At 39.9% G+C, this 26,032-nt stretch carries 22 protein-coding genes; 18 read left to right on the top strand and 4 right to left on the bottom strand.

The window, feature by feature from the left end:
- Window positions 1-14: 14 nt before the first annotated feature.
- From I5J82_RS18390 to I5J82_RS18375, 4 genes are all read right to left on the bottom strand, one after another.
- Complete coding sequence (locus I5J82_RS18390; protein ID WP_198769244.1) at window positions 15-935, bottom strand: hypothetical protein; 921 nt, start codon at window positions 933-935, stop codon at window positions 15-17.
- Window positions 932-1,750: an ABC transporter permease subunit gene (locus I5J82_RS18385; protein WP_198769243.1), complete on the bottom strand. Its 819-nt coding sequence runs from the start codon at window positions 1,748-1,750 to the stop codon at window positions 932-934. The genes I5J82_RS18390 and I5J82_RS18385 overlap by 4 nt, the downstream gene beginning before the upstream one ends.
- A 172-nt stretch (window positions 1,751-1,922) precedes the next feature.
- Window positions 1,923-2,765: a TIM barrel protein gene (locus tag I5J82_RS18380; RefSeq protein ID WP_198769242.1), complete on the bottom strand. Its 843-nt coding sequence runs from the start codon at window positions 2,763-2,765 to the stop codon at window positions 1,923-1,925.
- 47 nt (window positions 2,766-2,812) lie between these two features.
- The gene (locus I5J82_RS18375; protein WP_198769241.1) at window positions 2,813-3,025 is read right to left on the bottom strand and encodes a hypothetical protein; all 213 of its coding nucleotides are present in this window, start codon (window positions 3,023-3,025) and stop codon (window positions 2,813-2,815) included.
- 365 nt (window positions 3,026-3,390) lie between these two features.
- Here I5J82_RS18375 and I5J82_RS18370 point away from each other — a divergent pair, with 365 nt between their 5' ends.
- The 18 genes from I5J82_RS18370 to xylF all read left to right on the top strand — a co-directional run bounded on the left by I5J82_RS18370 (window position 3,391) and on the right by xylF (window position 25,986).
- Entirely contained in the window at window positions 3,391-4,296 is a 906-nt protein-coding gene (locus I5J82_RS18370) for a diacylglycerol kinase (protein ID WP_198769240.1), read from the top strand.
- A gap of 136 nt (window positions 4,297-4,432) precedes the next feature.
- Window positions 4,433-5,809 (top strand): 23S rRNA (uracil(1939)-C(5))-methyltransferase RlmD, encoded by a 1,377-nt coding sequence (gene rlmD, locus I5J82_RS18365; protein WP_198769239.1) that lies wholly within the window; start codon window positions 4,433-4,435, stop codon window positions 5,807-5,809.
- Window positions 5,810-6,433: 624 nt separating this feature from the next.
- On the top strand, window positions 6,434-6,682 hold the full coding sequence (locus tag I5J82_RS18360) for a phosphopantetheine-binding protein (protein WP_198769238.1): 249 nt from the start codon (window positions 6,434-6,436) through the stop codon (window positions 6,680-6,682).
- Window positions 6,675-8,069: an AMP-binding protein gene (locus tag I5J82_RS18355; protein ID WP_198769237.1), complete on the top strand. Its 1,395-nt coding sequence runs from the start codon at window positions 6,675-6,677 to the stop codon at window positions 8,067-8,069. The genes I5J82_RS18360 and I5J82_RS18355 overlap by 8 nt, the downstream gene beginning before the upstream one ends.
- 112 nt (window positions 8,070-8,181) lie before the next feature.
- A complete protein-coding gene (locus tag I5J82_RS18350) occupies window positions 8,182-9,633 on the top strand; it encodes an MBOAT family O-acyltransferase (protein WP_198769236.1) in 1,452 nt (483 codons plus the stop codon).
- 72 nt (window positions 9,634-9,705) lie between these two features.
- Window positions 9,706-10,611: a hypothetical protein gene (locus I5J82_RS18345; protein WP_198769235.1), complete on the top strand. Its 906-nt coding sequence runs from the start codon at window positions 9,706-9,708 to the stop codon at window positions 10,609-10,611.
- A 202-nt stretch (window positions 10,612-10,813) separates the two neighbouring features.
- Complete coding sequence (locus tag I5J82_RS18340; RefSeq protein ID WP_198769234.1) at window positions 10,814-11,770, top strand: tRNA dihydrouridine synthase; 957 nt, start codon at window positions 10,814-10,816, stop codon at window positions 11,768-11,770.
- A gap of 158 nt (window positions 11,771-11,928) precedes the next feature.
- Window positions 11,929-12,606 (top strand): Type 1 glutamine amidotransferase-like domain-containing protein, encoded by a 678-nt coding sequence (locus I5J82_RS18335; protein WP_198769233.1) that lies wholly within the window; start codon window positions 11,929-11,931, stop codon window positions 12,604-12,606.
- Window positions 12,607-12,906: 300 nt separating this feature from the next.
- On the top strand, window positions 12,907-14,574 hold the full coding sequence (locus I5J82_RS18330; RefSeq protein ID WP_198769232.1) for a M4 family metallopeptidase: 1,668 nt from the start codon (window positions 12,907-12,909) through the stop codon (window positions 14,572-14,574).
- Window positions 14,575-14,870: 296 nt separating this feature from the next.
- Window positions 14,871-16,109 (top strand): serine/threonine transporter SstT, encoded by a 1,239-nt coding sequence (sstT, locus tag I5J82_RS18325; protein ID WP_198769231.1) that lies wholly within the window; start codon window positions 14,871-14,873, stop codon window positions 16,107-16,109.
- 134 nt (window positions 16,110-16,243) lie between these two features.
- Window positions 16,244-16,639, top strand: a complete 396-nt coding sequence (locus I5J82_RS18320; RefSeq protein ID WP_198769230.1) for a VOC family protein — start codon at window positions 16,244-16,246, stop codon at window positions 16,637-16,639.
- Between the two features lie 175 nt (window positions 16,640-16,814).
- Complete coding sequence (locus tag I5J82_RS18315; RefSeq protein WP_066390871.1) at window positions 16,815-17,918, top strand: sugar ABC transporter substrate-binding protein; 1,104 nt, start codon at window positions 16,815-16,817, stop codon at window positions 17,916-17,918.
- Window positions 17,919-18,007: 89 nt separating this feature from the next.
- Window positions 18,008-19,528, top strand: a complete 1,521-nt coding sequence (locus I5J82_RS18310) for a sugar ABC transporter ATP-binding protein (RefSeq protein WP_198769229.1) — start codon at window positions 18,008-18,010, stop codon at window positions 19,526-19,528.
- Window positions 19,529-19,540: 12 nt separating this feature from the next.
- Complete coding sequence (locus tag I5J82_RS18305; RefSeq protein WP_198769228.1) at window positions 19,541-20,716, top strand: sugar ABC transporter permease; 1,176 nt, start codon at window positions 19,541-19,543, stop codon at window positions 20,714-20,716.
- 216 nt (window positions 20,717-20,932) lie between these two features.
- The gene (locus tag I5J82_RS18300; protein ID WP_198769227.1) at window positions 20,933-21,910 is read left to right on the top strand and encodes a sugar ABC transporter substrate-binding protein; all 978 of its coding nucleotides are present in this window, start codon (window positions 20,933-20,935) and stop codon (window positions 21,908-21,910) included.
- Window positions 21,907-23,370 carry a sensor histidine kinase gene (locus I5J82_RS18295; RefSeq protein ID WP_198769226.1) on the top strand — a complete coding sequence of 488 codons (1,464 nt, stop codon included), beginning with the start codon at window positions 21,907-21,909 and terminating at the stop codon, window positions 23,368-23,370. Before I5J82_RS18300 ends, I5J82_RS18295 begins: the two co-directional genes overlap by 4 nt.
- On the top strand, window positions 23,348-24,868 hold the full coding sequence (locus tag I5J82_RS18290; protein ID WP_198769225.1) for a response regulator: 1,521 nt from the start codon (window positions 23,348-23,350) through the stop codon (window positions 24,866-24,868). The genes I5J82_RS18295 and I5J82_RS18290 overlap by 23 nt, the downstream gene beginning before the upstream one ends.
- Before the next feature lie 23 nt (window positions 24,869-24,891).
- Complete coding sequence (gene xylF, locus I5J82_RS18285; protein WP_198769224.1) at window positions 24,892-25,986, top strand: D-xylose ABC transporter substrate-binding protein; 1,095 nt, start codon at window positions 24,892-24,894, stop codon at window positions 25,984-25,986.
- Window positions 25,987-26,032 lie beyond the last annotated feature (46 nt).

The following is a 26,032-nucleotide window of genomic DNA, read 5'->3' as shown; positions in this document are numbered from 1 at the left end:
GTTTCACACCTCACTTATGATTTGTTAGATTCGAGGCTGTTCTGTATACCTTGTATCATGAGATTGATCGAGAAAATCGTAAAAGCAAAGAAGGATAGCGGCACTAAAATAATCCAAGGCGCCGTTAAGAGTTTTTGATACGATTGGCCGATGATTCCAGCCCATTCTCCGCTCAATGATATGGTAGCTGGCGTTAAGTTGAAGATATCGCCCATCATAACCGTTTTTGATCCACCGATAAAAACGGCAAGAACGCCTAAGTGCGCTAATAGGATTAATGTTTGAATAGCTTGCTGAGCAAAGAGAAGCAATAGTTTAGAGCTGAGTTCAGGCAAAACATGTTTGTAAAAGACATACGGCTTTTTCGATCCTAATGAAAATGTACTGACGATATAGTCTTTTGCTAGGATCGAGCGAATCTCTTCAGAAAAGGTTGATACTAACGGCGGCACTCCGATACCAACAAGTATCAAGCATTGCACGACAATAAGAGTCATCATGCCCATCGGTTCAGTAGCGTCTTTCACAAAGAGCGGAACCATGAACATATAAGCTAAGATCGCTGTTGGAATATAGAGGGTAGCTTGTACGATATCGTCAAAGAATGTACTCTTCGATTTTCTATGAAACAAGGAAAAGAAAAGGGCGAAGAAAATTCTAAGAAAAGCGATAATTAAAGTAATTAGGATCGTATACTTTGCACCTTCTAAAACAAGATACAATAAGTGCTTTCCGTTCATATCCGTTCCAAAAGGAGGCATGTCTTTTGGAGAGAAAGGTGCTACACCAACGATGACTTCATTCTCGTCATATAGAAACTTAGATTCCTTCTGAACATCCATGACGGAAGGATAAAAGAAGCTTAATAAAATTAAACTCACGATAAATAGAAACCCGATTAAGAACTGCGGCTGTTTAAGCAATCGAACGATCATGCTGCATCCTCCTTTTGTACGTTTAAGCCTCCGCGGTATGATTCCATGACCTCAAAAAGAAAGGAGAAAGGAATCGCGATAAACAAGACCGTTATAATAAAAGAAACACCTTGCGTGTTCAGCATGATGGTCATGATTCCGTTCAAGTTAAAGACGTATTCTAGAATGAATAAGTTCGAAAGCATGAAAACAAAGATGGTCTTGGAATATTGAAAGAGACTGGTCATGATATTACGAAACACATGATTGAGCGTGATATAGAGGTTTCCGAGTCCCATCGCTCGTGCTACGGTTATGTATGGTTTGTTTTGTTCTTCTTTCATTAATAGAAAGGTAATCTTAAAGAGTTGAATCGTTGGCAGGACAGAGAGTGTTAGAATCGGAAAAAAGTAGATGCGGTTATCATAGACACCAGACACGTTCGCGATTAATAATCCGGTCTTCTTAAAGATATATACCGCAGAAACTTGTAACGCGATAACGATAAAAAGATCTGGCAAAGATTCTAATAGTGTTAAAAAACCATAGACAGCACGTTTTAATGGTCTTGGCAGCAGTGTTGCTAAGAACGTGAGCAATAACGCTACTAGGAGACCTAGAAGCAGTGCCGTAAAGAAAATCGTCATCGAGTAAAAAAACTTATCAAAAATATCAGGGAAAAGACTGTATTTTCGATTTTCGATGGTATACTCCCAAAGCTTCATGCTTTGCAGTGGTGCGATTCCAAAAAAGATAGAAGGAAGAAAGCTGATAATCAAAACGCCGATTAAGATCGATCGAAGCCTCCTCAAATAACTAGTAAATGAAAAGTTCATATATACACCTCTTTTTTTGTAGCGATAGTTAACAGAATAATCTGTATGTAATAATTGTAAACGAATTGACATGTCTTTGGTATAACATTCTGTATGAAATTTCCAACCTTGCTTTGTTCGCATAAAGTAATAGATTTAATAGTTATGAAAATAAAAAAATACTAAAATAAATTCAGTATTTTTTAGAAAGATTATTTTTTAATACATCATCTGCCAACCAGTTGATTCCTTCTTGAATAAATGTTTGAGAAGGATTTGAGTGAGGGGTGTGTTCGAGCACCCAAATAAGATCACGGTATCCTGATAAAACATGGAGAATTTCATTAATGGAATAATGTTTTCCGTCATCTTCATGTGATGGATGGATAGGGACCCATATGTATTTATCATCAATAAACTCAATGTTATGAAGATGTACAACTTTTATGTGATCTTTCCATTTTTGAATCATGCTTAGAGCTTGTTCATCAGCAGCTAATAGGTAATCACCAATATCAATGCACAGCTTGAGTCCGTATTTTTCCCATAATGAGATAGGGAAAGCATTTAGGTACTCAATTCCTTTTGGCGATTGATCCAATCCAAGCTTTGGTTCGCAGACGATTGGCAAGTTGTATGTTTGCTGCAGCTCAGATAATCGTTTTAGCCCCTGCTCAATTAAGGTATCCGGATTTTGGGCACTTCCTTGAAAATAAGGAAAATGAACAAGGATATACTGAGTGCCTAACTTAACGAGACGCTGAATTTCCTTTTCGAACAAGGTCCATGCTTGTTCAGGTGCATATTGAAACTTCTCTAATAGATCATATTTACTTCCGTTTCTATAGATGGGAGAGTGGATGCCAAACGTTTTATTGCTTGTCTTTAGAAGTGTGAGAAATCTTTGAAAGGCTTCTTCGTTTTCAAATTCTCCAATCTCAATATGTGTGATCTGTTCTTGATCTCGAAACAGATCGTTGAATTTTGTTTCATCAGACATGATGGTACTGCCAGAAATACCGATTGTATGTGTCATATTAACCTCCTAAATAAATAAAAAAGACAGGAATGAGACCCTGTCTTTTATAATCCTCCACCACCGCCACCGCCGGAGTGGTGATTATGTTGGGAAGCGTTCCAGGCTGCTGCATTGTTGATCTTGTTTTGATCACTAACATGCTCTTCAAGCTCGTATTTGTAGTTGTATCTTCTGTACTTTAGCCTTGTTCTCCAGTTTACGATTGCGGCTAGTAAGAATACCGCGGCTACAGGTCCTAAAATGTATAGCCAAAACATAGAAGCACCTCCTTAAAATAGTGATGTGACTCGTTACCGTTTGTTGTTACTTATATATGCGAGTCAATAAAGAGATGAAGCTTGTTCATTACCTAAGCTGCTTTAAATGTATAATTCTACAAAAAATGAAAGAAATCCTTTAAGGGGTCTGTCCCGGGGTCTGACCCCGGGACAGACCCCCTACAATTTAGACACAGTTTTAACACATACTGGGAGATAACTGCTTTGCAATTTAAGACAGGTATCACTATAATATAAGAGGAATCGACAGAAGCAGTCCGGCAGTGGGCTGTTTTTTGCAGTTATACAACAAACAAATTTAGGTTAAAACTTTTATAAGAAGTCAAACAATGAAGGTGAAAGATATGAAACGAGCTCGACTAATATATAACCCAAGTTCGGGAAGAGAAACGGTAAAAAAACAGCTTCCTTACATTCTGGACAGACTTGAAAATGCAGGCTATGAAACGTCTTGCCATGCAACAACACCGGAAGACGGCTGCGCGACTCGCGCTGCACGTGCAGCGGGGGAAAGAGGCTTCGACCTCGTTATCGCAGCTGGTGGAGACGGGACGATCTATGAAGTGGTAAATGGGTTAGCAGGACTTGAAAATCGCCCAATGCTAGGAATCATTCCTGCGGGAACAACGAATGACTTTGCACGTGCAGTGGGTGTGCCGCGTACGATTGAAGGAGCTTGTGACGTTCTTTGCGGTGGTGTACATATGCCTGTTGATATCGGTAAAGTAAACGACAAATTCTTCATCAACATCGCGGGTGGAGGTCGTATAACAGAGCTTACGTATGAAGTGCCAAGTAAACTGAAGACGATGATCGGACAGCTGGCGTATTTCTTGAAAGGAATTGAGATGCTGCCATCGATACGGCCTACATTTGTAGAAATCGAATTTGATGATAAAGAAAAATACGAAGGCGAGATCATGCTCTTCTTAGTGGCTAATACAAATTCTGTTGGAGGCTTTGAGAAGCTTGCGCCATCATCAGAGTTCCATGACGGTCTTTTTGATGTAATCATCTTAAAGAAAACTAACCTTGCAGAATTTGTACGTATTGCATCTCTTGCGATCCGCGGTGAACACATCCATGATGATCACGTCATCTATAAGAAGGCAAAGCGTGTAAAAGTGACGCCTCGCGAAAAGATGCAGATCAACTTAGATGGAGAGCTTGGCGGAATCCTGCCAGGTGAGTTCGAGAACTTACATCATCATTTTGAACTGCTAGTACCAAAAGAGAGACTTAAGCCATAAATCCTTCAAGTCAGAGAACACTTTAAGCAATTTTGCTAGGTGTTCTTTTTAGTTTTTTATCCTTGTAAGCATTTGGTGTCCTCTAACAGTTATGCTACAATCAGAAAAGCATAAGTGATAAAAAGGGACGATGACAATGACAAAGGCTGATTTGCCTGTTCATAAGAATGAAAGTTATGAAGTAGATATAGTGGATTTAACCCATGAGGGAGCTGGAGTTGCTCGTGTAAATGGGTTTACTTTGTTTGTGCCGAATACATTGCCTGGCGAGCGTGCGAAGATTAAGGTTATTGGTGTGAAAAAAGGATTCGGTTTTGGTCGTTTAGAAGAGCTGATTGAAGAGAGCCCTGAACGTGTTGAACCGCCTTGTCCGATCTATAAATGGTGTGGAGGCTGCCAGCTTCAGCACCTATCCTATGAGGGTCAGCTGGAGTATAAACGCAAGCTGGTAGAAGACGTTTTAACGAGAATCGGAAAGTTAGAAGATGTACCTGTTCTGCCCACACTTGGTATGGGAGAAGAACCATGGCGTTATCGCAACAAAGCGCAAGTGCCTGTTGGTGAACGCAACGGCCGCATCATCACAGGTTTTTATCAAAAGCGTAGCCATGAGATCGTAGAGATGGATAGCTGTATCATCACGGGAGATACGAACGACGACGCGGTACAAGCTGTGAAAGAAATCGTGAATCAGTACAACATCAGTGCTTATAATGAAGAAAAACATAAAGGCGTCTTGCGGCATATCATTGCGCGCTACGGTAAAACGACAGGCGATTTGATGATCGTACTCGTAACGAACGGCCAAGAACTGCCGCAGCGTAAGAAGATAGTAGAAGATATTAGGAAAGCACTTCCTGAGATCAAATCTATCGTACAAAATGTGAACTCAAAACGCACGAACGTAATTTTTGGAGAAGAAACACGAGTACTTTGGGGTGCTGAATATATTTACGATTTTATCGGCGACATCAAGTTTGCCATCTCGGCGCGCTCGTTTTATCAGATCAATCCGGACCAGACGAAGGTGCTTTATGATCAAGCGTTACAATATGCGGAACTGAATGGTGATGAAACGGTCATCGATGCGTATTGTGGAATTGGGACTATTTCATTGTTCCTCGCACAAAAAGCGAAAAAAGTATATGGCGTAGAAATCGTACCAGAAGCGATTGAAGATGCGCGCCGCAATGCAGAGTTAAACAACATCCATAACGCTGAGTTTGCTGTTGGTAAATCAGAAGACGTGATACCGGAGTGGAAGAAACAAGGCATCACGCCAGATGTGATCGTCGTCGATCCACCGCGAAAAGGCTGCGACGAGGAGTTATTAAAAACTATCATCGAAATGAAACCGAAGCGTGTTGTCTATGTGAGCTGTAACCCAGCCACACTCGCACGTGATCTGCGCGTACTTGAAGATGGCGGATTTAAAACGCAGAAAGTACAGCCGGTTGATATGTTTCCGCAGACGACGCATGTTGAAGCTGTTGCGCTGCTTGAGCTTAATTAACCATAAAATTAATGCTGACTGTTCGAATTGTAAGGATGTCGAAGAGATGAAGGGAACGTGTCAGCAGTGCGGACAAGGCATCCCAAGATTAATTGAAAATGAGTAGGTAATTATAGTGAGTGAGCCTTCATGGGGGCTCACTTTTTTTAAGATTATGTCTTTGAAGATGCTTTTGCATACTATTCATGAAGTGTGTGACGCAATTAAGGCTGAAGTGAATCTGCAATTATAGCCCTAGCCGTGTGGGTAGGAGTCTTTTCTTCTTTCATCTTAAATTGCTAAGAAGCTTTTCGATTTACTGAAAATATATTTTGAAAACCAGGTAACGCGAAAAGTGATTTAGAGGGGCGGATACCGAATTTTAACAGTTTGCCAGTTATTGTTTTTGAAAAGGCGATATGCTAGAATCATGCTTGGGAATGATAATTATTATCAATAAGAGTTTCTTAGAATAATAATAGTTTGTACTAGTTGTAAAGTTCCCATTTATTTCTTTTAATGATGCTGAAGTTTGTAGTGTTGATAGAAAATCATAATCTCCGAAGTGTCTGGAGAATGGTTAGGTATATAGAAACTGTTTCTCCCTCAAATGCAGAAACAGTCATTATGGAAAGGGTGTAAACGATGAGAAATATCGAAAAATATAAAAATGCTTTTATTCATGTGTTGGAACTAGAGGAAGATGAAGTGGTTGAGAATCTAGAATTAGCAGAATCAGCAGAATGGGATTCCATTGCACATATGGCGCTCATTAGTGAGATTGAGGATGTATTCGATGTCTCATTAGATTCAGAATGGATGACTGAATTCAACTCTTATCAGTCTGGAATTGAGCTATTGGAACGTTTGGGAGTGAACATGATTAATGAATAGCTTCAAAAAAATGGAGCAGTTTGGGAACCGCACCGCTGTATATGCAGACCGAGAATATTCATACTCTGAAATGATAGAAATATCTGATGCCATCTGCGGTAATGTGGGTGAAAGAACGCTCGTTTTTTGTTTGTGTTCAAATAATAAAGAGTCTTTATTTGGCTACGTGGGCTTTATTAGAGGTGGCGTTGTCCCCGTGCTTTTGGATGCATCCATCCATATAGATCGGTTACGAAGACTGGTTCATCTTTATAAGCCTGCATACATCTGGGCAAGTAGTAATAATCAAGAACTCTCAAAGACAATGGATTCTTCATTTGTATATGGAGATTACACATTATATAAATGTCCCACCCATTTTCAACATAATCTTCATGAACATCTTGCTCTCCTCTTAACAACCTCTGGAAGTACGGGGAGCCCCAAATTTGTTCGTCTAAGCTATGAAAATATTTTTGAAAACGCTGTATCAATAGCAAAGTACCTTGATATCCATGAAAACGAAAAACCGATCACTACACTACCAATGAATTACTCCTACGGGCTTTCTATTATTAACAGCCATTTCATATGTGGAGCCACCGTCGTTGTAACGGGGGCTTCTATCATGAGTATGGATTTTTGGAATTTATGTAAGGAACAACAGATCACAACATTTGGTGGAGTTCCTTTTGTGTATGAGATGCTTGACAGGTTGAAGTTTGAAGAGCTTAGTCTTCCAAGTTTGAGAAAACTAACTCAGGCAGGTGGGAAATTGAGCGAAACTCTATCGCTCAAATTTGCTAATGTGTGTAATCAGAAAGGGATTCAGTTTTTTACCATGTACGGTCAAACTGAGGCGACAGCGCGGATGTCCTATTTACCCTATGAAAAAAACATTGAAAAAGCTGGAAGTATTGGTGTCGCTATTCCAGGTGGAGAGCTGATTCTTCAAGATGACAATGGAAACAAAATTACATCACCTCATTTGATAGGTGAATTGATATACAAAGGGCCAAATGTTTCCTTAGGGTATGCGGAGTCGTTATTCGATCTTTCGAAAAAAGATGAGAATAAAGGTGTTTTGCGTACAGGAGATATGGCTTACTTTGATGAGGATGGGTATTTCTTTATATCGGGGCGCATCAAAAGAATGATTAAAGTGTACGGAAACCGCATCGGTCTTGATGATGTAGAAGCGTTTTTACATGAGCATGGCCACGATTGTATCTGTGCTGGAAGTGATGACCAAATGTATATCTACACATTAAGAGATGATTATGTTCAGATAAAAAAAATAGTCAAAGAAAAATTAAACTTGAAGGGCTTTAAGATTATGAGAATAGCGGAAATTCCACGTAATCATTATGGGAAAATTCTCTATTCAGACCTTCCTAAACTGGGCTAATGTATAGTCGGTGATCTCTAAGACCGACCAACGCGTTGTAATGCCATTTGTGCATGATTTCTAGTTCGATTTATCAGAAAAATTATAAGTTGATTTATTATCAGGTGGTTGAATGACTTTTATATCAATTGAGTTTCTTCTATTTCTCGCAATAACCGTTTTGTTGAATTATATAATCCCCCATCGATTGAGATGGATTCTTTTATTGGTTGCGAGTTACGTGTTTTACGCTAGTTTAAGTATTCAATTTATATTATTACTCTTAATTAGCACAGCTTTTACTTATTTTACTGGAATCTTCATTGAAAAACAGGAGACAAAAAAACAGAAGAAAAAAGCCATGGTCGTTGGTATTTCTGTATTGTTGTTTTTTCTTGGTTGGTTTAAATATTTTAATTTTGTGAATGAGTCGCTTCGGTCGTTGGCAACATTCATGGGTTGGAATTATGCAATACCCTACCAAGAGATCGTTTTGCCATTAGCCATTTCATTTTATACATTTCAAGCTGTAAGTTATCTTGTGGATATTTTCTATGGAAAGCAAAAAGCTGAAAGACATTATGGTTATTTTTCGGTCTATTTTGCATTTTTCCCACAACTGGTTGCTGGGCCAATTGAACGTGCCAAAAAATTAATTCCACAATTGAAAGTCGAACAGCGTTTAAACTATGAAAATTTAGTCTATGGAATGAAGCGAATTGCATGGGGTTTTTTTAAAAAGACATTAATTGCAGATCGACTAGCTCCAATCGTTGCTAGTGTATACGATAGTCCTAACCCGACTGGTTCAGAAATCGTACTCGCTACTATTTTGTTCTCGATCCAGTTGTACGCTGATTTTTCAGCGTGCAGTGACATTGCCATTGGTAGTGCAAGAATGCTGGGAATCAATTTAACTGAAAACTTTAAGCAGCCGCACTTTGCCGTTTCGATTGCAGATTTTTGGAGCAGATGGCATATTACGCTCTCAACATGGCTTAGGGACTACATTTTTTTCCCGTTATGTAAGGGGAAAAAGAAGAGAAGCCAAATTTATTTTGCGATCGTGATTACCTTTTTAGTAAGTGGCATTTGGCACGGAGCCGCATGGACGTTTATTATATGGGGTCTCATTCATGGGTTTTATCGCGTGTTTGGAGATGCAACGAAATCTTATCGTGAAAGTATGGCTTCCTTTATTCGATTGGATAGAAGCCCAGTGCTCCATAGGTGGTTGAAAATTGCAATAACCTTCCTGCTCGTTTGCTTTTCCAGAGTTTTTTTTCGATCGGATACCGTAGCACAAGCATTTGATCATGCAAAACTTTTCTTGAGCATCAGCTCTTGGAGCCCGGTGGGAATGATTAAAGCTTTTGAAATTTTTCCGTTATTTGATCTGCTACTTTTCATTTTTTTCTTTATTATTTTACAACTGTTTCAATATATAGAAAGAAACAATGGTTCGACATGGGAATTTTTATCAAAGCGCTCCACATTTACAAGGTTGGCATTTTATATTTTTCTTATTTTTTCAGTTCTTATATTAGGTGTTACTGGTGATGGATTTGTTTATGGTGGATTTTGATACAAATACAACTTCCATGTGTAGTTTAGGTGAATATTTGGTAAAAGAAACACGGTGTTGAAAGGATTTGCTATGGTACGTTTATTCATCAAGTTAACAATTATCATCGGTGTTGTTACCCTGCTTTTTATGCCTATTAATCAATTTGTTAAGGATTCATATGATTACAATATTGACCATGACATACTGGCATTTAAGAAAGAACCACATCCTGTTGATATCATCAATCTAGGTGCATCTCATTCAATGTATGGTTATTATTTTAAGCCCACTGGTTTGTCCCATCTGGACTTAGCGCTTCCTTCTCAGACCATTCAATACGACTATAAATTATTGAAAGAGTATAGCGAGCATCTTAAACCTGGTGGTGTCGTTCTCGTTTCCATCTCTCAAATGACTTTTGTCAATTATGAGGCTAAGAACATCGGGAACTATTATAGGATTTTGGATCGAAGGGATATCGAACCGTTTAATTCAATTGATTATTACACTTACTTAAACTTACCTGGGACAAATACGGCGAGTCTTAGCTCTGCAATCACGGGTAAACTAAAAGACTTACGATGGGATTCTCATCAACCTTGGTCAAATAACGGTAAAAATTATTCGGAAAGAAAGTATGAGAAAATAGAAGACCAGTACCGAGAAGCCGAAGAAAACAATAACATTGAACCAAATGTAAAGCAGTTAAGAGAAATTGTAGATTTTTGCAAAGAGAAAGGCTACCAAGTCGTATTGACCATGGAGCCAGTTCATCAGTCTTACCTAGAATATTTTGATGAAAACGTAATGGATAGACTTGTATATCAGCACTTAGAATCTCTTGATTTAAATGTTCCATTATTAAATTATATGAGTGATCAAAGATTCGTAAACAACAAAGAATATTTCATTGATCCTGATCATTTAAACAGTGAGGGAAGAAAAAAGTTTTCTTGGATCGTATACGAGGAACTTAAGAGAATGGGTTATTTATAAAAGAATTAAATGACCAAATTATTTAGAGTCATACATGTAGCCTTATTCCTTGGGATGAGGCTTTTTTCGCGCATTAACGATTTTCCATAAATTATACATGTGCAGTGATTGATATTGAGCTAAGAATCATGTTATAAGTGTAAAAGAATATTTATTTAACCGGGATTTTAAGTTGCACTATAGTGAGAGGATTTGAGCATTAATGATAGATAATTTTTGGCGTGATCTACCGCGTCCATTTTTTGTACTTGCTCCGATGGAGGATGTAACAGATGTTGTTTTTCGTCATGTCGTAAGTAAAGCTGGGCGACCAGATGTGTTTTTTACGGAGTTTACCAACTCGGATAGCTATTGTCATCCAGAAGGATTAAAAAGTGTTCGCGGTCGTTTGACGTTTACAGAAGATGAACAGCCGATGGTGGCACATATATGGGGAGATAACCCTGAATATTTTCGTCAAATGAGTATTGGCATGAAAGAGATGGGCTTTAAAGGAATCGACATTAACATGGGCTGCCCTGTACCGAATGTTGCACAAAGAGGAAAAGGAAGCGGCCTTATTCTACGCCCAGATGTAGCGGCGGATTTGATTCAGGCGGCTAAAGCGGGCGGACTGCCTGTTAGCGTGAAAACACGACTTGGTTTTAAAGAGATTGATGAATGGGAAGCTTGGCTTACGCATATTTTAGAGCAGGATATTGCGAACCTTTCTATTCATTTACGCACAAGAGAGGAAATGAGTCTTGTAGATGCCCATTGGGAGCTTATTCCTGAAATTAAAAAACTTCGTGACAGAATCGCACCAGATACGCTGTTAACGATCAATGGAGACATTCCGGACCGTCAAGTCGGGCTGGAACTTGCAGAAAAGTACGGTATCGATGGTGTCATGATCGGGCGTGGAATCTTTAAGAATCCTTTTGCTTTTGAAAAAGAGCCAAGAGAGCACAGCAGCAAGGAATATCTGGATCTATTACGACTGCAGCTCGACCTACAAGATCAATACGCAGAAGAAGTGCCGCGCTCCATCACAGGACTTCACCGCTTTTTCAAAATCTATGTAAAAGGATTCCCTGGAGCGGCCGAATTGCGAAATCAGTTGATGAATACAAAATCAACGGATGAAGTGAGAGCGTTGCTAGATAACTTAGAATTGTAATAGCATATAAAACATTTAAAAATAGTATGAGACCAGACGTGTTTCATACTGTTTTTTTTAGTTCTTTATATGATTGTAGTCCGGCATTCAACTAGAGGAAGGTGATCGTTCTTGTAGAATTATAAATCATACTAAAAGATTCGAGGAGGCGTTCCTTTATGAAATTACTGCTCACATCGGGTGGCGTGAATAACAAAAGTATACATGAGGCGCTCGTTGATATGTTGGACAAGCAGATTGCTGAATGCAATGCCCTATGTATACCTACCGCAATGTACGGACATCCCTGGGTAGGACCAGGTGTGAAAGCTTGGGAATTTATCAGCGGAAAAGAACAGAATCCTATGGTTAACCTAGGTTGGAAATCTGTTGGTGTGCTGGAGCTTACAGCGCTACCAAGCCTAGATAAAGAACGTTGGGTACCCCTCGTAAAAGAGACCGACGTCTTATTGGTTTCGGGCGGAGACGCTCTCTACCTTTGCCATTGGATGCAGCAGTCCGGGCTCGCCGAACTCTTACCGACTCTTCGTGCCGTTTATGTGGGTATGAGTGCAGGAAGTATGGTGATGGCGCCTCATATTGGAGAAGCGTTCGTTGGCTGGACTCCACCGAGCGGTGGGGATCAAGCACTTGGATTAGTCGATTTTTCAATCTTTCCACATGTTGATCACGAGATGCTACCGGAAAACACCATGGCAGCTGCAGAACAATGGGCTGCTGAAATCCAGGGGAAAGCATACGCTATTGATGATGACACTGCCATTAAAGTAATCGATGGAAAGGCTGAAGTGATTTCTGAAGGACATTGGAAACTTTTAAGTAAAGTTAGTTCTTAAGTCATATCATTCAGGAAATGAATAGGATAGGAACTAAATTTAAATTATAGATTTCTTAATGAAGAAGAAAGCAGGTGAGGCCGTTGCTTTTTTCTTTTTTTATGGGGCTGAAAAGTAGTGAGAGATTCTCCTTTGAATTTTTGAACACGTTAGTCTTAAATAGTAGATTTCACCTATACAACGCTCATGCCCTTAGTTATTATTGTATTTTTGTAAAATTAAGATAATTCTTAGTGTTCATTCGGAATTTTTTCCTCTCCTATATAATGATAATAACCAATTAATAGGAGGTATAGTTACGTGAAGAAAAAGCTTATAGGACCTGTTATTCTGTCATCTGCATTGCTATTAAGTTCCATTCCGGTTAATGTACTTGCACAACCTATTGATTCAAGAGAGGTCAGCCGTGTTCAAGTGGCTAAAGAATGGAACGATAAAGCCAGTGTACCTTTTTTTGTGAAAGAACGTTCTTCAAAAAAGTTCCCTGCTAGCAGTTCTTCTAATGCAATAGAATATATGAAGCAAAATCAAGATAAAACAGGTATTAAAAGTCCTGAAAAAAATTTAAAAGTAAAAAGTGTGAATAAAGATGAACTTGGAATGACTCACGTACGGTTTACACAAGCAGTCAACGGCGTTCCTGTAGAAGGTTCTGAAGTCGTTGCTCATTTTAATAAAAATCATGAGATCGTTTCTGTGAATGGAAGAACGAATCAAACGATTGTCGATCAACTCGTAGACACAAAAGCTGCCATCAGTAAACAAGATGCGCTACAAGCTGCTTTATCATCGGTTAAAGCCCCTCAAGAGCTAACGTATGAACCAACATCTGAGCTCGTTATCTATCCGTTTGAAAATAAGAATCACACCGCTTATAAAATAAACGTTAACTTTATGGGTGAAGAACCTGGAAACTGGTTTGTATTTGTAGATGCTAAGACAGGGAATGTCATCGATCGATATAATGGGCTCATGCATGCTGATGAACATAAAACGCAAACAGGCTCTGGCCTTGGGGTTAATGGTGAACATAGAAAATTACATATTACACGAGTGAAAGAACCGCAATCTGGAACAAGATTTGCATTAGCGGATTACTCACACGAGAGTCTTGAAGGAATTTTTACGTATGATGCAACAAGTGATTGGGACTCTAGTAATGATAAGATTTATACGGGAAATTCTGCTTCCTTTACGAGTGACTATGACCGGGCGGCTGTTGATGCACACTATAATTCTGAAAAGGTTTATGAGTATTATTTGAATGAGCATGGTCGTAATTCTTTGGATGGAGAAGGTATGGCGATCAATTCCTATGTACACATGGGAGTCGATTACAATAATGCATTCTGGAATGGACGTTATATGGCCTATGGAGATGGTGACGGTGAATTCTTCATTCCATTATCAGCAGGTCTAGATGTTGCGGCCCACGAAATGACACATGGTGTGATTACGCATACCGCGAATCTAGCTTACCGTAATCAATCTGGAGCACTTAATGAATCGTTCGCTGACGTTTTTGGTGCGCTTGTTGATGATAGTGATTGGGAGATGGGTGAGGACATTATGGCACCGGCTGCAAAAGCAGATGGTGTAACGAGATTGCGTAGCTTAAGCGACCCGAACAGTGTTGTGGTCAGCAACCCACAAAGAGCAGCATACGGCAGTGGCGTCTATCCAGCACATATGGATGAATATTATAACATGCCGCTGAATGTAGATAATGGCGGGGTGCATGTTAACTCTTCTATTACGAATCACGCTGCCTATCTGATTGGTGAGGAGCTTGGTAGAGAAAAATTAGGTAAAATATATTACCGTGCTCTTTCGGTCTACTTAACATCAAATTCTAATTTCAGTGAAGCTCGTCAAGCCATCGTACAAGCTACAACCGATCTTTATGGGTCGGGAAGTGAAGAAGTAACGGCAGTTAACGCAGGCTTTGATGCGGTTGGTATTCATTGATAGTCCATTAATAAAAAGAATAGAAATAAAAGCCTTAGGAATTCAATCCTGAGGCTTTATTTCTGTAAAAGAACGCGTCTAATGTTATCTAAATATTCAAATGATTACAACTTTTATAAATACATTGTATTAAGCCGAAATACTTACTATAATACTACTTAATAGAAAGACAATTGTCTTTTTCAGGTGGATGAAACTTGTCGTGATTCAATAGTCCTATCGGTTAAAGCATATCTTACTACAGGTTTATTCAGATTAACAGCTTTACAATTCTAACTAGATTGGTGATGACATCTATGAGACGTATAATGAAAAAGTGGAATCAGCTAAGTCTTGTTAAACAGATCTTTATCGGATTAATTGTAGGTATTATCTTAGCTTTAGCGATTCCGCAAGCAGCAAAACCTGTTGTTATTTTTGGAACGTTATTTGTAGGTGCACTAAAAGCAATCGCACCTGTTTTAGTATTATTCTTAGTTATGTCAGCGATCGCCCAGCATAAAGCGGGCCATCAGACAAACATGAAAGCTATTATTTCTCTATATCTTTTAGGAACTTTTCTAGCAGGGTTGATTGCGGTTGTTGCTAGCTTTATCTTCCCGGTCGGTCTGACCCTTGGTAAGGGAGCTGAAGATGTTACCCCTCCAGGTGGTGTCGTCGAAGTACTCAAAACATTATTGATGAACGTTGTTGATAATCCATTTAACGCTTTAGTTAACGCGAACTATATTGGTATCTTGGCATGGGCAGTACTTTTAGGTCTTGCTTTAAGAAGTGCGCAGGAAACAACAAAAACGATGATCTCAAACGTTTCAGATGCTGTAGCTAAACTAGTGACGTGGGTCATCAAATTTGCACCGCTAGGAATCATGGGGCTAGTCGTTGAATCGATAACGTCGAACGGTATCGATTCATTATTAAGTTATGGTAAGTTGTTAGGACTATTAATTGGTTGTATGGTATTTGTTGCGTTGGTTGTGAATCCACTTATTGTGTTTACAGCAATCCGCCAAAATCCGTACCCACTTGTTTTCAAATGCTTGAAAGAAAGTGGAATTACAGCATTCTTCACACGTAGCTCCGCTTCTAACATTCCTGTAAACATGAAGTTATGTGAGAAGCTTGGTTTGGACAAGGATAATTATTCAGTATCCATCCCATTAGGTGCGACGATCAATATGGCAGGGGCTGCGGTTACGATCTCTGTTTTGACACTTGCTGCCGTTCATACGCTTAACATCCAAGTCGATCTTGGAACAGCAATTCTACTAAGTGTTCTATCCGCTGTATGTGCGTGTGGTGCTTCAGGAGTTGCAGGAGGATCCTTGTTGTTGATTCCTCTGGCGTGTAGTCTTTTTGGAATTCCAGGTGATGTGGCGATGCAAGTAGTTGGAGTTGGCTTTATCATAGGCGTTTTACAAGATTCTTTCGAAACAGCATTGAATTCTTCAACAGATGTACTGTTTACAGCTGCAGCTGAGTACAAAGAATGGCGTAAAGAAGGTAAAGAAATCAATATTCAAAAAGCTGCTTAACAGACGGCACCTGAAACGTTTAACACGTTGAAGGTGCCTTTTTTGTTAACGTTATTTTCTTTGTTAAAAGGAATTTTGACGAAGTGCATGGAATGACATAAGTGGTTTTATTTTAAAAAATTTGGAGGTTACTCATGGGCAGATTAGTGCATTTTGAGATTCATGTGGATGATATGGAACGAGCGATGAAGTTTTATGGTGAGGTGTTCGGCTGGTCGTTCCAAGATTGGAGTGAATACGCCGGAATGCCTTATTACGGTGCAGTGACTGGAGACGAAAAAGAAATGGGAATCAACGGGGCACTCATGCAACGTCAAAGCCCTACGCCTGAACCGAATCAAACATTAAACGGATATGCTTGTACGATGGGTGTTGAAAGCTATGATGAAACAGAAGCAAAGATTTTGGAGCAAGGCGGAAAAGTAGCGATGCCGAAGTACGCGCTCCCAGGAATGGCTTGGCAAGGATACTACATCGATACAGAAGGCAATATTTTCGGCATTCATCAGCCGGATGAGAATGCGAAATAAATAATAGTGAAGAAGACAACGCTGATTTATTGGCGTTGTCTTCTTTGTTGCTAAAAATTATACCCCTTAGTTAAAAAAGTACAGACGATGTTAATAAAGTGCTAATGATAGCGCTTTCAAACCCTCTTTTTTCGTAGCTATAATTAGCTTGTAAGTACTTTTAAAGGGGGAACTAATGATGAAGAAAAGTAAATTACTATCACTGATGCTTGCTGTTGTCATGCTTATGCTTGTTGCAGCTGGTTGCAGTGACAGCAATAGCGAGGTAAGCGTGGGGATCGTCTTACCTACAAAAGATGAGCCAAGATGGGTGCAGGACGAGCAAAGATTTAAGGACGCTTTAAAAGGAACGGATTACACGACAGAGATTCTGTTCAGCCAAGGATCTTCTGCAAAGGAAAAAGAAAACGTTGAAACATTAATCAACAAAGGAATCGACGTACTTATTATCTGTCCGCAAGATGGAGATGCAGCAGCTGCGGCAGTTGAAGCAGCGAAAAAGGATGACATTACGGTTATCGCGTATGACCGTTTGATCACAAATACTGACGCGGTTGATTATTATGTAACGTTTGACAGCTTAGCAGTAGGTGCTGCACAAGGTCAATACTTGATCGACAACGCAAAAGGATCTAACACACCGCTTTACCTATATGCTGGAGCGGCTTCTGATAATAATGCTTTCTTATTCTTTGAAGGAGCTTGGAAAGTGCTTCAACCTAAGATTGCTGATGGTACATTTAAGATCGCTAACTCTAGTGAAGCTGAAGCTTTAAAAGATAAAGCAGAACTTTCTCGCGATGAGCTGAGCAAGATCATCGGCCAAGTAACAACGAACTGGGATGCAAACGAAGCGAAGAACAAAGCGCAAACACATTTGACGGCTGCTAAAGCAGACTTAAAAGGTGATGTTGCGATTCTCGCTCCAAACGATGGAACAGCTCGTTCGATCGCAGACGTTTTTGGATCAGACAGCGCGGTTTCTAGCTACCTCGTAACAGGTCAGGATGCAGAAAAAGCTTCTATTCAATATGTCATTGATGGCAAGCAATCGATGACTGTCTTTAAGGATGTTCGTACACTTGTTAAGGATGCAATGGGAATGGCAGTTGAGATCCTTGATGAGAAGAAGCCAGAAACAACGGGTTCTTATGACAATGGAAACGTTGAAGTAAAAGCAAAACAAACGAATGTAATCGTTGTGAACAAAGACAACGTGAAGAAAGAACTTATCGATTCTGATTATTATAAAGCCGACGATTTTACAGGGCTTGAATAAGAAAATAGCAGGACGAAAATAGTGATAGATTCTACGTCTATCACTATTTTTCACAATGAAGTCAGTGGGTGGCTAATGGAGGGATCATGATGAGCGGATATATTTTGGAGATGAACGAGATCTCCAAATCGTTTACCGGAGTGAAAGCGCTCAGCAATGTAAATTTTAAAGTAAGAAAAGGCGAGATACACTGCTTGATCGGAGAAAACGGAGCAGGAAAATCGACGCTTATGAAAGTACTCAGTGGTGTTTATCCTTATGGAACGTATGAAGGAGACATCGTGTTTGAAGGAAGTGTTCAGCAGTTCAATAAGATTAGTGACAGTGTTCAAACCGGTATCGTTATCATCTATCAGGAGCTAGCTTTATTTCCGGATCTCACGGTTTATGAAAACATTTTTGTTGGTAACGAGGTCAAACGTGGAAACTTGGTGGACTGGAATCAGACGATTGCCGAAGCAAAGAAAATGCTGAAGCGGGTGGGGCTTGACGTGAATCCAGAAACACTCGTAAAGGACTTGAGTGTAGGAAAGCAGCAGTTGGTGGAAATCGCTAAAGCGTTAAGTAAGGACGTTAAGTTGCTTATTTTAGATGAACCGACTGCCGCGCTAAATGAGGATGACAGTGAGAATTTGTTAAAACTTCTAGGTGAGTTAAAGAAACAGGGCATCACAAGTATCATGATTTCACACAAGCTAAAAGAAGTCATCTCTATTGCCGACCAAGCGACGGTGCTGCGTGATGGCAAAACAATCTGTACGCTCGATGGTTACAACGGAGAAATTTCAGAGAACATGATCATCAAGAATATGGTCGGCCGCGATATTGATGATATTTATCCAAAGAGACCCGATAAGAAAATCGGTGAAACGATACTTGAGCTTAATGATTGGTATGCGTATAGTACTGAGCTTGCTAGACATGTTTTGAAGGATATCGATTTTCATGTAAAAAAAGGAGAGATCGTCGGGATCGCTGGACTAATGGGATCTGGACGGACCGAGCTTGCACTGAGTGTGTTTGGTAATCCGAAAAATTACAAATTAGAAGGTCAGCTTAAAGTCTTAGGAGTGGAAAAGACGTTCAAACATACGAGTGATGCGATTAAGTCAGGCATCGCTTACGTAACAGAAGACCGAAAAGGTGACGGACTGTTCCTCATTCAAGATATTAAGAACAACATAACGGCTGCCAATCTTAACGCTGTCGCTGATAAGGGAGTCATCAACGAGAATGAAGAGGTAAAAAGAGCAACGGAATATAAACGCTCGATGTATATTAAAGCTTCCTCACTAGAGCAAACGGTCGGTAACTTGAGTGGAGGAAACCAGCAGAAGGTATCGCTCGGAAAGTGGCTGTTCGTTGGTCCGAAGCTATTAATTCTGGATGAACCAACACGAGGTATCGATGTAGGTGCTAAGTTTGAGATCTATACGATTATGAACCAATTAATCAGCGAAGGCATGAGTATCATCATGATTTCCTCTGAACTTGGTGAAGTACTTGGAATGAGTGATCGTATCTATGTTATGGCCGAAGGAAGAATGAAGGGTGAGCTGCCGATTGAAGAAGCCAATCAAGAAAACATCATGCAGCTTGCAACGCAATAGGGGGTTAACACAATGGAATTTATCAATGAAGCAAGAACGTTAGTGAAAGAGAATATCCGTGATTATGGGATGTATATCGCTCTGTTTGTGATTATGCTTACCTTCTCCATCATGACGGATGGGCTGTTCATGTCATCTCGAAATATTAGTAATCTATTAGATTCTACGGGTTATATCGCTGTACTGGCAGTCGGAATGACACTCGTCATCGTTATTCGTCATATTGATCTATCTGTCGGGTTTGCCGCAGGATTTCTTGGTGCAATCGCGGCCATACTTTTAACAAAGATGGGCTTGCCTGTTTATGTGACGATTCCGGTGATCCTTGTGCTTGGAATCGTTATTGGCTTATTTAACGGTTTGTTAATCGCCAAATACGCCATCCCTTCGTTCGTAGCTACGCTTGCAGGGATGTTGATCTTCCGTGGTGCGCTATTGCAAGTAACGGAGAAAACAGGAACAATTATTATCAAAGACGATGCGTTCAACGCGATCGGCAACGGATTTATTCCTTCTCTTATGATCGTAAATGGTTTGCATCTTTTATCTCTAATCCTAGGTTTACTATCCATCTTATTTTACATTTATAGCGAGATCTCTACGCGCCGCAACAAGATTAAGTATCAGTTCGATGTTGTATCAAAAGGGATCTTCACAATAAAACTTGTTTTTGTTTCAGCGATCATTGCCTATGTAACTTGGATTCTAGCAGGTTATAACGGCTTTTCTTGGACGGTTGTGATCATGCTTCTTGTCGTTGTAGCGTATCATTTCTTAACGACGAAAACGGTGCTTGGCCGTCACATTTACGCGGTCGGAAGTAACCCAGAAGCTGCACACTTAAGTGGAATCAATGTAAATAAGATTACGTACATGGTGTTTGGTTCTATGGGAATGCTTGCTGCTCTATCAGGAATTCTTTTTACTTCACGTCTTCAATCGGCTACGACAACAGCGGGAACACTTTTTGAGCTTGATGCCATCGCTGCAGCCTATGTGGGCGGTGTGTCCTCAGCTGGGGGAGTTGGAAAAGTAACGGGCGCCATCATCGGTGCCATTGTTATGGCTTCTTTATCAAGCGGGATGAACCTTCTTGGCGTTGGGGTTTCCATGCAGTACATGATTAGAGGTGGCGTGTTAGTCGCAGCTGTACTCTTTGATGTGATGACACGTAAAAAGAGAGGATAGCCAAACTCCTTGATGTTAACGGAAGTCAAAAGCCAATTCACAATCTTCTAAAGAAAAAACAATAAAAGTGGAGACATCAAGCTAAAGATGCCTTCACTTTTTTAACTCTTAAACACCCAACGTATACCTATAATTGGTAAAGAGCTGAGCGTCTGGATCAAGTTTCTTATGATAAAATAAGATTAGTAAATTTTCGGAAAAAAGGGGATACTTCACTTGCGCAAAGCTGGATTAATCATTCTGATTTTTATATGTATCTTCCTAAGTTATTTAACGTTTATTACAGCTCAAAAAGCGTTTCGATCTGATTGGAAACTGCCTGCTGAAGCTTCTCAGAAAGAAAATCGTTTTCGTATTGTTCTTATCACGCAAGAATTAGATACACCTTTTTGGGATAAGGTTGGAAAAGGTGCGGAACAACAAGCTCAAAAAAGCGGTGCAAGTCTTGAGGTATGGGGAAGTTACGGCAAGAACCAGGATGATTTTTTGAAGAAGCTCGAGATTGCTATTCAATCAAAAGTGGACGGCATTATTGTACAAGGTCTCGATACTGATCGTTTTAAAGAATTGACGAAAGTGAAAGCGGCTTTTTATGGCATTCCTATTATTACGGTTGGAAATGACGTGCCTAAAGCAGAGAGCCTCCGAAAAACATATGTTGGTTCGAATCAGCACTTAGCTGGAATAATGATTGCCAAACTCATGCTGTCAGACATGGGACAAGAAGGGCAAGTTATTTTATTAGGTGATAGTCAAAAAGAGTATTATCAAGAACAACGGCTTTCAGGCATTAAAGAGGTGTTTCAAAGCTTTCCGAACGTAAAAACGATTTATGCAGAAACACCTGAAGCGAGAGAGGAAGTTATCGCTAAAACAAGAGACCTTTTAAATCAGTATCCCGAGGCGAATGGGTTTATTGCAGTGAACGCTAATATTGCAGGAGCTATGATTCAGGAGATTGGTAGACGCGGGCAGGTAGAGCCCTATTTTATTTATTCTTTTGATGATGGCTCAGAATCGATGACATTGCTTAACCAAAAAAAGTTGGATGGTGTGATTGAGCAATCACCTGCGATGATGGGAAGAAAAAGTGTAGATGTTATGATGCAATGGCTTAATAACGAAACCGTTCCTCTTAATGCGGATGGTTATTTAAGTGAAATTCGAATGATAAAGGCGATGGACGAGAGATGAACAGAATACAGAAAAAAATATGGATGCTCGCTTCAGTCGTTCTGATCATCATGGCCATTATTTGGATAACGCTTACATACTATAATCAAAAAACCCAAAATCAATACAATGACATCTTACAACGATATTTAAGCATGAATGAAGTGACGAGCACGAGTCAACAAGTGGTGACAGATCTTAATAACTACTTGCTTGAACCAACCGAGAACCATTTGGATAACCTTGATAAAAGCAAAGATAAACTTAACGTGGCAAAAGAGGAAATTGCGAAACTAAGAAACTCAGAAAACGAATTTGCACTCATGAATTATATGAATCTTATTGACAGTTTGATTGAAACTACAGACCGTTCACTCATGTTTTATGCGGAATCTGACACTGAGACCTCAAACAAAGAGTTCACAGAAGCGACGCGTCTTTCAAAATACATTTCAGAAATGACACTTACGTTGATTGATACAGAGCTGAAGACTTACGACGTTTTTTATAGAGGGATTATTGATCAATCTACTGAATTCAAGAAACTAGGAATCTGGCTGATGCTTCTGATTACACTTATGTTACTAGTGATTACTTATTGGTTTAGTTTAAGTATTACAAGACCTGTGCAACAGTTGACACTTGCGGCGAACGAGCTGTCTGCAGGAAAGTTTGATAAAGAGATTAAAGTTGAATCCAATGATGAAATCTCATTTCTCGCTCAAACCTTTAACCGCATGCGCATTAACATCAATAATCTGTTTCAGGAAATCCAGCAGAAGGCGCAGCTTGAACACGAATTGCAGCAAAGCAAGCTTCTGTTGCAAGAGAGTCAACTTAAGAATTTGCAAAGTCAGATCAATCCACATTTCTTATTTAACACGCTGAATACGCTCTCGAAAAAGGCTTATTTGGAAGGGTCAGAAGAAACGAGTGATTTACTTGTAAGTGTGGCTGGTCTTTTAAGATACAACTTAAAGTGGTTAGACAAATCCGTTACGCTTCAAGATGAAGTGATGGTGATTCAGCAATACATGAACATTCAAAAAGCAAGGTTTACTGATCGGCTAACCTTACACCTTGAGATTGATCAGTCCTGTTTAGATGTTCAAATACCTGGTCTGACTCTGCAACCGATTATTGAAAACGCGGTGATCTATGCGGTTGAGCCAAGAGAAGATGGCGGGCAGATCTGGCTGCGAATTAAGGATGACGATGACATGGTAATGATTGAAGTGGAGGACGATGGCCCTGGCATTTCTGAGAATATTAGAAGACAGATTTTAGATGGAGAACTGGTTGAGACAAACAGTACTTCTACAGGCATAGGATTTACGAATGTTCTGAAGCGACTCCGACTTTTTTATGGTATGGAAAACTTGATGGATATTCAGAGTGAACTGGGTGAAGGAACGAAGGTGTTAATAAGAATTCCTAAGACGAGGGGGATTGAACAGCATGCTCAAACTCTTGATCGTTGATGACGAGCAGATTGAACGAGAAGGGCTGCAAGTTATTCTGCAGAAGGCATTTCCGGATATTCAGATTCATCAAGCAAAGAATGGAAAGATCGCTGTGCAAGTAGCTGCCGAATTAAAGCCTGACTTAGTGATGATGGACATTCAGATGCCTGGAATGAACGGACTACAAGCGATTCAGGAGATTACATCCAGAAATCCTCTCATTAAGTTTGTGATGATTACGGCTTTTGATATGTTTGATTATGCTCGTCAGGCGATCAAACTAGGGGTGAAGGATTATTTATTGAAGCCAAGCAGAGTGAGTGAGATTGAAGAGACGGTCGGGAAAGTTCTGAAGGAAATAACAGAAGAGCGTAGATCTCTTAAAGTTTTAGAAAGAACGCTACCGCTTGTTGAAACAGACGTCGTTACTCAGCTGTTGTTCGATCATGTACATGATGTCCATTTGGATATGCTTGTTGATATGCTCGACATTTCTTCAACTCATGAATCATTTGTGATGAGTATTCTACTTCCACAAAGCGGAGAAAAACTTTATTCATTGATCAAAGATAAAGTCAGAAAGTCAGCGAGTGGATGGGTTGGTGCAAGGTATGGCCGTCAGCTCCCTATAATCGTTTTTCGTAAACCAGGATGTTCGTTCCGTTCCCAAGCAATTTCCCTTGCAAAAGATATTCTCTCTTTGAAAAAAGTCAGTTCTGACGATGGATGGTTTATAGGAATCGGGAATGTGTGTCATTCTTTAGATCAAGTTCGGCAGTCCTATCAAGAATCTCTTATTGCCACGATGGATCCCTCCTTGCCTGTGAAATATCGGTTTTATCATGATGTTCCAGTGCTTGGGAGTACAGAGAACAAACCTCAATCCAAACAGCGTGAAAAACAGTTTTTAGATGAAATCAGGTTAGGAAAGTGGGATGAAGTTCAAAAGAGTGTAATGGATTTGATTCAACGATGTGAGAATGAAGGGGCAGATTTACTCCAGACGCAGCAACGTGTTCTCGAATTGCTCTGGGTCGCGGCAAGAGTGATGAGCGAAATGGGAGTGGAGACTGAAACGCCTTTCTTTTCCTATCAATCTCAAGATTACCGTCAGCTTCGTTCTGAATCAGAACATCTATTAAAACAGATGCAGACTTCATACGAAGAACATTATGAACAGCTTGAAGCCGATACGATTCATCAGATCAAACAATATATCGTACAACACTCGCATGAAGACATCTCCCTTGAGACGTTAGGAAGAAAAGTAGGTTTGAGCCCGATCTATATCAGTAAGATGTTCAAAGAAAAGCTAGGGATCAACTATATTGATTTTCTGACAGAATGTCGAATTGAAAAGGCGAAGAAACTGATGGCAGATCCAGAAAAAAGCTTAAAAGAAATTACGTATGAGGTTGGCTATCACGAACCCAATTATTTTAGCAAGGTGTTCAAGAAAATGGTTACGCTTTCACCTACAGAATACCGTAGGACTGTTCTTGGAAAAAAAGGATGAAGGCACGTAAAGGAGCATCGTTCATGAGAAGAATCATAAATCGTGTAAGCCTCATTTTGTTAATCATAAGTTTGATATGTGTCACATCAGGGTGTGAAAAAAACAGTCCGAGTAATGAGACACTAGGAAAAGCGATTCCTTCTAAAAGTGAAAAGCTAGACAGCGCGTCAGTAAACGAGGAAAAGATTAAGATTGGTTTTTCCATGGATACTTTGTTGGAAGAACGGTGGCTAAAAGATAAAGAGCTCTTCAAAAAAGCAGTAGAGAATCTAGGAGCAGAGGTAGAGATTCTCGCTGCTAACGGTGATGATTCTTTGCAGATTGCACAAGCTGAAACGCTTATCCATAATGAGGTCGACCTTCTTGTTGTTGTTCCTCATAACGCTGAAGCTATGGCGACGATCGTCAAGAAAGCACACTCAGCAGGGATAAAGGTGATGGCATACGACCGCCTAGTCAAGAATGCTGACCTTGATATGTATGTATCATTTGATAACGAAAAGGTAGGCGAGCTACAAGCCCGAGCGATAACTAAGCTTGTTCCGAATGGAAAGTACGTATATATAGGAGGAGCTGAAACGGATAACAATGCTCATCTGTTCAAAAAAGGCGTATTTCGAGTTCTGCAGCCTTTAATTGATAAAGGAGTTATCACGGTTGTTTACGATCAATGGTCTAAAGACTGGACGCCTGCTAATGCCTTTAAGAATATGGAGTCTGCACTAAAAGCTAACAAAAATGAGATCAATGCTGTAATTGCAGCAAACGATGCCACTGCGGGTGGTGTCATACAAGCGCTTGAAGCACAAGGTCTCGCTGGGAAAATTCCGGTCTCAGGACAAGATGCGGAGCTTGCTGGGGTGCAGCGGATTGTACGAGGAACGCAAGTGATGACGGTGTATAAACCGATTCAGGCTTTATCAGAAAAAGCGGCAGAATTGGCAGTGAAGATGGCAAAAGGTGAAACGATAAAAACAGAACGAAAGATAAACAATGGTAAAATTGAGGTTCCGTCTGTTTTGTTGTCTCCAATCGCGGTGGATAAAGAGAATATTGACGAAACGATTATTAAAGACGGATTTCATTCTAGAAGTGATGTTTATCAATATCAGCAATAAACCAGTCTCCGTGAAGTAGTGGAATGATCTCCATAGGTCCCGGGGC

Origin of the sequence: Fictibacillus halophilus (assembly GCF_016401385.1) — a bacterium.
In the GTDB taxonomy this organism is placed as follows: domain Bacteria; phylum Bacillota; class Bacilli; order Bacillales; family Fictibacillaceae; genus Fictibacillus; species Fictibacillus halophilus.
This window is presented reverse-complemented; position numbering and strand designations above follow the sequence as displayed.